At 68.1% G+C, this 7,957-nt stretch carries 7 protein-coding genes and 3 pseudogenes; 6 read left to right on the forward strand and 4 right to left on the reverse strand.

Annotated features, from left to right (window positions below; all coding sequences use genetic code 11):
• The first annotated feature begins 129 nt into the window (after positions 1-129).
• Positions 130-1,023, forward strand: coding sequence for a LysR family transcriptional regulator (locus tag ABZ646_RS34540; protein WP_360527888.1), 894 nt, complete (start codon positions 130-132; stop codon positions 1,021-1,023).
• A 236-nt stretch (positions 1,024-1,259) separates the two neighbouring features.
• Positions 1,260-1,790, forward strand: coding sequence for a DUF6368 family protein (locus ABZ646_RS34545; protein WP_360527891.1), 531 nt, complete (start codon positions 1,260-1,262; stop codon positions 1,788-1,790).
• Positions 1,791-1,810: 20 nt separating this feature from the next.
• Here ABZ646_RS34545 and ABZ646_RS34550 read toward each other — a convergent pair.
• The 4 genes and pseudogenes from ABZ646_RS34550 to ABZ646_RS34565 all read right to left on the reverse strand — a co-directional run.
• Positions 1,811-2,209: pseudogene (locus tag ABZ646_RS34550) on the reverse strand (transposase); the annotation flags it as partial.
• A 166-nt stretch (positions 2,210-2,375) separates the two neighbouring features.
• Positions 2,376-2,681: pseudogene (locus tag ABZ646_RS34555) on the reverse strand (IS630 family transposase); the annotation flags it as partial.
• Entirely contained in the window at positions 2,629-3,030 is a 402-nt protein-coding gene (locus ABZ646_RS34560) for a hypothetical protein (RefSeq protein ID WP_360527906.1), read from the reverse strand. The pseudogene ABZ646_RS34555 and the gene ABZ646_RS34560, both read right to left, overlap by 53 nt.
• Positions 3,031-3,115: 85 nt before the next feature.
• Positions 3,116-3,223 (reverse strand): annotated as a pseudogene (locus tag ABZ646_RS34565) (hypothetical protein); the annotation flags it as partial.
• 722 nt (positions 3,224-3,945) lie between these two features.
• Between ABZ646_RS34565 and ABZ646_RS34570 the strand changes: the two are divergent.
• From ABZ646_RS34570 to ABZ646_RS34585, 4 genes are all read left to right on the forward strand, one after another.
• Positions 3,946-4,632, forward strand: a complete 687-nt coding sequence (locus ABZ646_RS34570) for a glycosyltransferase (RefSeq protein ID WP_360527894.1) — start codon at positions 3,946-3,948, stop codon at positions 4,630-4,632.
• Positions 4,633-4,741: 109 nt separating this feature from the next.
• Positions 4,742-6,484 (forward strand): aminotransferase class I/II-fold pyridoxal phosphate-dependent enzyme, encoded by a 1,743-nt coding sequence (locus ABZ646_RS34575; RefSeq protein ID WP_360527897.1) that lies wholly within the window; start codon positions 4,742-4,744, stop codon positions 6,482-6,484.
• Complete coding sequence (locus tag ABZ646_RS34580) at positions 6,481-7,119, forward strand: response regulator transcription factor (RefSeq protein WP_360527900.1); 639 nt, start codon at positions 6,481-6,483, stop codon at positions 7,117-7,119. The genes ABZ646_RS34575 and ABZ646_RS34580 overlap by 4 nt, the downstream gene beginning before the upstream one ends.
• 37 nt (positions 7,120-7,156) lie before the next feature.
• Positions 7,157-7,957: hypothetical protein (locus ABZ646_RS34585; protein WP_360527903.1), on the forward strand; the 801-nt coding region annotated here is incomplete at its 3' end.

The following is a 7,957-nucleotide window of genomic DNA, read 5'->3' on the forward strand; positions in this document are numbered from 1 at the left end:
GCACCGTGAGCGGGGCGCCGAACTGCGTCAGAACTGCTGCCCGCCCGAGCAGTCCCGCCGATGCCGCCGTGCAGCTGGTCGCCACCGGGTACGGCCCGGAGGAGTCAATCTGTGGTATGCGTATCCCGCATGGACATCTCCAGCACAGGCCTACGGGTCCTGCGGCAGATCGCCGAGTCCGGCAGCTTCACCGCAGCAGCCACCCGGCTCGGCTACACACAGTCGGCGGTCTCACGCCAGGCCGCCGCCCTCGAACGAAGCGCGGGCACCGCCCTGTTCGAACGCCGCCCTGACGGAGTGCGGCTCACGCCCGCGGGTCTGACTCTGCTGCGCCACGCCCGCACGATCCTGGACTGTCTGACGGCGGCCGAGCGCGACCTCACCGGCACCGTCTCGCGTACCGAACTGGTGCGGCTCGGACTGTTCCTGAGCGCGGGCGCGGCCATCCTGCCTCTCTCACTCACCCGCCTCGCGGCGACCGACCCGCAGATCACGGTCACGACTACCGAGGGCACCACGCCCTCCCTGGTCCGGGCACTGCGCGCGGGCTCGATCGACCTTGCCGTGCTGACGTCCCGCCCGCCCCACCGGCCTTTGGACGGCGAGTCGCCGCGCCTGCACGTCGAGACCGTTACGGACACCGAACTGGTCGTGGCGGTGCCTTCGACCGGAGAGTTCGCCGGCCGCACCGCGGTGCACGTCGACGAACTGATCGACGCCCCGTGGATTGCCGCCCCGGCGTCGAACGCCGAGCCACTGCTCGGCGTCTGGCCCGGCCTGCCCGGACGGCCGGACATCGTCCACTGCGCGCGCGACTGGCTGACGAAGCTTCAGCTGGTCGCCGGCGGCTTCGGAGTGACAACGGTGCCCTCGCGGCTCTCGCCGGTGCTGCCGCCCGGGGTGAGCCTGCTGCACGTCGAAGGCGCACCTCCCGAGATCCGCCGGGTTCTCGTGGCGCGGCTCCCCGGCCGCCCCACCCCGGCGATCACGGCCGTCACCCGAGCAATTGCCTCGACCACCTGATACGGTGCCGCCGGCCGTCAGATTCGGTGCCGTAGCCCGCCGAGGGCGCGCACCATCACGTGTACCTCGGCATTAGCCAGGGCACTTTCAGCAGGAGCCCCCCCGCTGCTGCCCGCGCAAGTACCCCATTGACGTCGAAACTCGGATTCTGGCTCAGCTTCTGTGACGCGGCCACGTTGAGTAATCGGTTGGGGTGATAGTCCCAGCTGGTTAGGCTCCGGGCCATGAGTGGACCGGTGTTGGTGATCGAGTTGGCGGAGGCCGTCCCCCGCGTGGAGATCCAGCGGCTCCGCGAGTTCCTGCTTGGTGCCTCGGCACGGTTCGAGGAGAAGCGGGTCGGCGAGTACGACCTGAACATTCACGCGGAGAGCCTCGGGATCACGGATGCCGGCGGCGCAGACGGACGTCGGCCCATCCTGGTCTCTCTCATGGGGCCTGGGATCGGTGACGAGGCCACCTTCGAGGCCGAGCACGCCGACGAAGTCGACCAGGAATCCCTCATCGGCTTCACCCCCACCCACGCGGTCGACGTCATCGCGTTCTGCAACCGTCCTGTCGACCACCTCCTCACGGCCCTGCTGACCGCCGCCGTCATGGATGTCATCGGTGGTGTCGCCAGCGCCGAACTGCGAGAAGATCAGGTTTCAATCGTGGCTGGTCTTCCCGGTATCGTCGCAACGACGACCGATCCGTGGCCCGCCGCGTACGGCTCGGCGGAATTCCTCCGAGCGTGGGCCCAACAGCCCGGTTTCCGGCTTCTGAAGTAACCGGAACTCAGCCAGCTGGCTCACGCGAGTAGTACCCGCTTGCGTAGCAACTTGAAGCCGGCTCGGCCGAACATCTGGCGCTTGAGCATCTTGATCCGGTTGACGTGCCCTTTGACGGCACCAGAGTTCCAGGCCAGGGTCAGTCCGGCGATGACGGCGTCCCGGTCTCGGTCGATGTCGGCGGCGAGGGTGTGGAGGCTGGGCAGGTCGTCCTGCCGGACGGCGTCGAGCCAGTCAGGCAGGCGCTCGCCCTGGCGCTCGGTGAGCTTGGTCGCGAAGGACCGGACGTGCCGGGTGAGGGCATCGATTTCGGGGCAGTGGGCGCGGACAGTCTTGAGCTGGAGCTGTTCGGGCTCGGTGAGGGTTTCCGGGCGTCGGAGGATCCATCCGGCGACCGTCCGGGGCGAGGGAGGCCTCGCACCAAGTGCACGAGCCTCGGTCTTCGAGAACGGTTTGGACGAGGCGGACCCTGGCGAGGATCTCGTCCGCGGTGGCGGTCCAGGCGAAGGGCTTCGGGTTCTCGTTCCAGGAGTTGATGTAGTCGCGGATCTGTTTGACCAGGACGTTGACGCTCGCGAACGTGCCGCGGCGAATGGCCTGTCGGGTGATGATCCCGAACCAGATCTCGATCTGGTTCAACCACGAGGAGCCGACGGGGGTGAAATGGAAGTGGACGTGCGGGTTCTTCGCCAGCCACGCCTTCACGTCCGGAGTGGTGTGCGTGGAGAGGTTGTCCAGGACGACATGGATTTCCTTCCCTGCGTGCGGCCTGACGGCATTCCTCAGGAACGCCAGGAAGGTCGCGCCGTTCCGGTTCGGCCTGCACTCGCCCAGCACTTCACCGGTCGTGACATTCAGCGCGGCGAACAGGTTGGTGGCGCCGTGCCGCACATAGTCGTGGGTGCGCTTCTCGGCGGCCGCGAAGCCACCGGCAGCACTGGCTGTGCCCCCGGTCCAGGGCCTGCACCTGCGTCTTTTCGTCGATCGACAGCACCACCGCGCCACCGGGCGGAGCCAGGTACAAGCCGACGGCATCGGCGACCTTCTCCGTGAACGCCGGGTCTTTCGAGATCTTGAAGGTGCCCGAGCGGTGCGGCTTCAGATTCTCCTCACGCCAGATGCGGGCGATGTAATGCCACGACACGCCTTCCCGCCGCTTCAGATGGTCGGCCAGCGTCCGCGTCGACCAGTGAGACAGGCCGGATTCCGCCGGCGGCGACATCCTCGTCGAAGCGATCACCCGAGCCCGCGCGCGGTGGCACCTGGGTACGCGGCCCGCCACGGCGCCTCTCCTCCAAACCGGCAAGCCCCCGCTCGGCATAACGGGCCTTGCAGCGGTCCACCGTCAGCGGCGCCACACCGGCGAGCTCGGCGATGTCCTTGCGCCGCCGCCCCTGGCCGGACCACAACACGATCCGCGCACGAAGCGCCACATCTGACGGAACATCCCGCGACCCGGCCAACTCCCGCCATCTGTTCAGAGGAGAGATCCATGTTCAACTCAACGAGCCAACCAGCCTCAAGTTCTACGAACAGGATCACGGGACACTAGCCGGCCTCCCGCCTGCTGTTCGACGGTGTTCATCTTCGTCCGCTCGCACCCCGGTGCGCAGGCGCTTCACGACACTCGGCCTGATGTCCGACCGCACAGAGTGAAGGAGGCGGTGAGAACAGCAGCCAGAGTCCATACGTTCAGCTTGCTGCAGACAGGTCAGCAGATCGAAGTCCTTGAGCCCGCCGGGTCGTGCGGTAGGCCCCGGGGCGAACGCCTCTGTGGAGCTGCAGGATTGGAGCCCGTCCGGCGGGGCGAGGGGGCCTTGGAGTGTGTTCACGGTGTGCGGCGGGCAGCGCGGCCCATGATCTGATGCGATCCGGGGCGCCAGCAGCCCAGGATCGGGAAGCCGGGTGTCTCTGGGAGGTGGAGGATCGCGGAGATGGGGGAGAGCAGACGTCATGCGGGTGCCAGCGGAAGCCAGCTCCCTCTCGTGAGCCGGTTCGTGTCGGTACGGTCCGTGGTGCCGCGTTGGGTGTTTGGACCCTGGGAGAGGGACGACGCCCGTGCTGTACTTGCGAAATGAACGACATATCCAGCCGTAGTGACGGTTCGCGCGTGCCCGCCGCTCCCGTCCCGCCGCATCCTGCACTCGTTTTCGATGTGGTGATCCCGACGTGGAACGAGGAGCGACTGCTGCCTGATCTGCTGCGCCGGGTGCGAGCCTCGCCGCACGTGGGCCAGGTCATCGTCGCGGACGCCTGCTCCGACGATACGACCGTCCAGATCGCTGAAGCAGCAGCTGCCCTGGTGGTCGCCGGGGGGCGTCCTGCGGTGGGGCGCAACGTCGGCAGCAGGTCCGGCAGCAGCGAGTACCTGCTCTTCCTGGACGCCGATGTCCAGGTCGACACCGAGATCATTGCCCAGGTCGCGGCCGTCCTCTCCGACTCCGCGGTCAGCGCGGTACATCCGCGGCTCGTCCCCCTGACGGCGAAACGCTTCGTGCGACTGTGCTACCGCGTCCTCGACCGCTACGCGCAGTTCTGCAGCCGGATCCACCGGCCGCAGGGCATCGGTGCACTCATCGCGGTCCGCCGCAGCGCCTTCGAGGCGGTTGGCGGGTTCGACGAATCGGTGCAAGCCGGAGAGGATTCCCACTTCTTCGGACAACTGGGCCGCAGGGTCGGAGGTGTCGTATATTGTCGCGACATTGAACTTCCTGTATCGGCGCGGAGGTTCGAGCTGGAGTCGCCGCTGTGGTTCGCCGCCAAAAACCTGCTGTGGGCCCCCCTGCGCCTGGCGGGGCTGCGCGTGAGCGTGATCCCGTACACCTGGCGCCGCTACCCCTGAGCCGTGCGCACTGCATTGGGTGGTTCTGCCCTACATGGCGGCCACGCTCGTCCGTGACACTGCTGAGCACACCCGGCACCACCACCACGGCTGAAAAGGGGAGTTGCACATGCCTGCGCCGCTGACCATCCGCATGGCCACCCAGTACGACCGCCCTGCCATCTACCGGCTCCGCTACGACGTCTACGCCGACGAACTCGCCCAGTACCCGCCCAACCAGGACCGTCTGCTTCCCGACCTCGACGACAGCGGCAACCTCTACATCATCGCGCAGGACGGCGATACTCTCGCCGGTTTCATCAGCCTCACCCCGCCGACGGCGCCGCGCCTGTTCATCGAGCGATACCTCGACGAGAGTGCCGCCGCCGAGCTGAATGCCGAGCGACCGTTCGAAGTGCGGGCTCTGACCGTGCGCAGGGACATCCGCGCCACGGGAGCGGCGTGCCTGCTCATGTACGCACTGCTGCGCTGGCTGGCCACCCAGGGCGCCTACAGTGTCGTGGCCATGGGGCGCGAAGAGGTCCGCGGCATGTACGCCCGCCTCGGTCTGGAGCCAACGGGCCGCCACATCCAGGCGGGAAGCCAGAAATACGTTGTCATGAACGGTCAAGTCGCTGTGGCGGAGGCAAAGTTCGACGTCGCCTACCGGAGCATCCTCGACCGGCTCGAGCACAGCGTCCACTGGGAAATGGGGATACCGTTCCGCCCGCACGCCGAGCACTGCCTGCACGGCGGCCGCTCCTTCGACGCCATCGGCACACGCTTCGACCGCCTCGGCACGCGCGGCCAGATCATCACCGCCGACGTCCTCGACGCCTGGTTTCCCCCGGCGCCCGGCGTCGTACAGGCCCTGGCCGAGGACATCCCCTGGCTGTGCCATACCTCCCCGCCGGCCCAGGCGGACGGCCTCGTTGCACAGATCTCCGCTGCCCGCGAGGTGGCTGAGCGTAACATCGTGGTCGGCGCCGGGTCCTCCACCCTCATGTACCAGGCTGCCGCCCGCTGGCTCACCCCCCGCTCGCGCGTGCTGCTCACCCTCCCCACCTACGGGGAATACCCCCACTTGATCGAGAAGGTCGTCGGAGCTCAAACGGACTACCTGCGGCTGGACCCCGCCCAGGACTGGAGCCTGAACCTGGACGAACTCGCCCGCGCCCTGCGCCGCAACTATGACCTGGCGGTACTGGTCAACCCCGCCAACCCCACCGGCGGTTACACCGACGCCGACCAACTGTGGAACGTCCTGCGGTCCGTACCGCCCAGCACCACGGTGTGGGTCGACGAGGCCTATATCGACTACGTCGGCACGTCCGGCGCATCCCTCGAACGCAGGGCCGCGTTGAGCGGCAACATCGTCGTCTGCAAGACGATGTCCAAGGCCTACGCCCTCTCCGGCCTGCGCGCCGCCTATCTCGTCGCCCCGGAACGGCTCGCCACGGACCTGCGACGCTGGTCACCGCCGTGGCCCGTCGCCCTGCCGAGCCAGATCGCGGCCGTGCGCGCCCTTCAGGACCCTGACCACTATGCGCAGTACTGGCACGCCACCGCCACCGCCCGCCACCAGTTGGCCGACCGGCTCCAAGCCCTTGCCGCCTGGCAAGTCACCGAAGCACAGGCGAACTTCGTCCTTTTGCGTATCCCATGCGAAGGAACCGCCGACCGTATGCGGCAGCTGTGCGAGGACCGCGGCGTCTTCGTGCGTGACCTCACCCCCCTCTCAGCGGACTTCAGGGGACAGTGGGTGCGGATCGCCGTCAAGGACCCGGCCGGCAACGACCGCATTGTGACGGCAGTGCGGGCGGCTGCCGATGCCATGGCCCTGCTGCCACCAGACAGGAATGGACTGCAGTGATCCGAGTCGCCATCGTCGAAGACGACCCCATCACCCGTTACGGCCTCACCCAGATCATCAACGCAGAGTCCGACTTCACCCTGGTGACCGCGGCCGCGTCGATGGAGACCTTCGGCCTCCTCCAGGCACGCGACGTCGACGTCGTCCTGCTCGACCTCTATCTGCGAGGCGGCGGGCCGGAGGGCGCCGAGGCGGTACGCCTCCTGGTCGACCGGCACTGCCGCGTCCTGGTCCTGTCGATGTCGGACGAAGAGATTGCCGTCCAGACCGCGATCGGCGCGGGCGCCCACGGCTACCTCACCAAGGAGGCCGAGCCCGACGAGATCGTCCGCGCCGCCCGGTCCGTCGCCGGCGGCGGCATGTACATCTCCGCCACCGTCGCCGGCTTCCTCCTGCGCGACCCGGCACGGCTGACCGAACGCGAGGTGGAAATCCTGCGCATGGTCGCCAGCGGCGACACCACCCCCGAGATCGCCGCCGCACTGACGATCAGCGACAAAACGGTCAACCGTCACCTGGAACGTATCCGCGACAAGACCGGCTACCGGAACAAGGCTGACCTCACCCGGCTCGCCTACGAACGCGGAATCATCTCCCGCTTCCGGCGCAGACGCAACGACCCGTCCCAGCGATGACCCGCCGGCCCATCGGGACAACTGATCGGGGAACACCATGCGAGCCGATCGCCGACGCAGCAGACCAGCACCCAGCAGGCGCCGAACCAACTGGGTCGTCCTCGCCGCGCTCATCCACCGCACCCTGGTCAACCCCATCATCCTGGCTGGCGGTTATGAGGTCCTGGGGGGCCAAGCCCACGCCTACCTCCTTATCGTGGCCGCCTTCACCAGCTGCAACGCCCTGCTCGCCGTCCACGTCACCATCCGTGGGACCGCCCGCCTCCGACGCTCCACCGCCTTCTTCGCCGCGGACCTGACCGTTACCGTTGCCACCAACCTTGTCCTTGCCGCCCTCCTGCCGGCCAACACCGTCCTGCTGCCCTACCGGGACGTGCTGTGGCTGTACGCGACCAGTACCGCAGGACTGTGGACGAGCCTGCGCGGCACCCGAACCGGCGTGGTTCTGTTCTTCGCGGGATCGCTGCTCCCCGCGGCCATGGTGCTGGCCAACCGCGCGGACGTCACCCGCGACGGACTGCTGCACCTCATAGCCCGCGACGGGTGGCTGTGGATCGCCGTACTCATCCCGATCATGGTCAACCGCATGTCCCGGGACTCCGCCGCCCGCACCGCACGCGAAAGCAGAAGAGCCGGAAGGGCTCTGGAACGCACCCGTGCGCTGCGCGATCTCCACGACCACGTCCTGCAGGGACTCGCCCAGATCGGCCGGAGCACCGCCATCACCGACACCGACGCCACGATGGAAGTCTCCGGCTCACGGCGGGCCGCGCACGACGACTGCGCCCACCGGTTCTCACCCTACGTCCGGCCGAGCCCCGGCGCCCGCGTGGAGCTC

This window comes from Streptomyces sp. NPDC007162 (genome assembly GCF_040634175.1).
Taxonomy (GTDB): domain Bacteria; phylum Actinomycetota; class Actinomycetes; order Streptomycetales; family Streptomycetaceae; genus Streptomyces.

Bases quoted from the DNA above. Each gene is read 5' to 3' on its own strand.
- ABZ646_RS34575 (WP_360527897.1), top strand. From the start codon at position 4,742: ATGCCTGCGCCGCTGACCATCCGCATGGCCACCCAGTACGACCGCCCT.
- ABZ646_RS34540 (WP_360527888.1), top strand. From the start codon at position 130: ATGGACATCTCCAGCACAGGCCTACGGGTCCTGCGGCAGATCGCCGAG.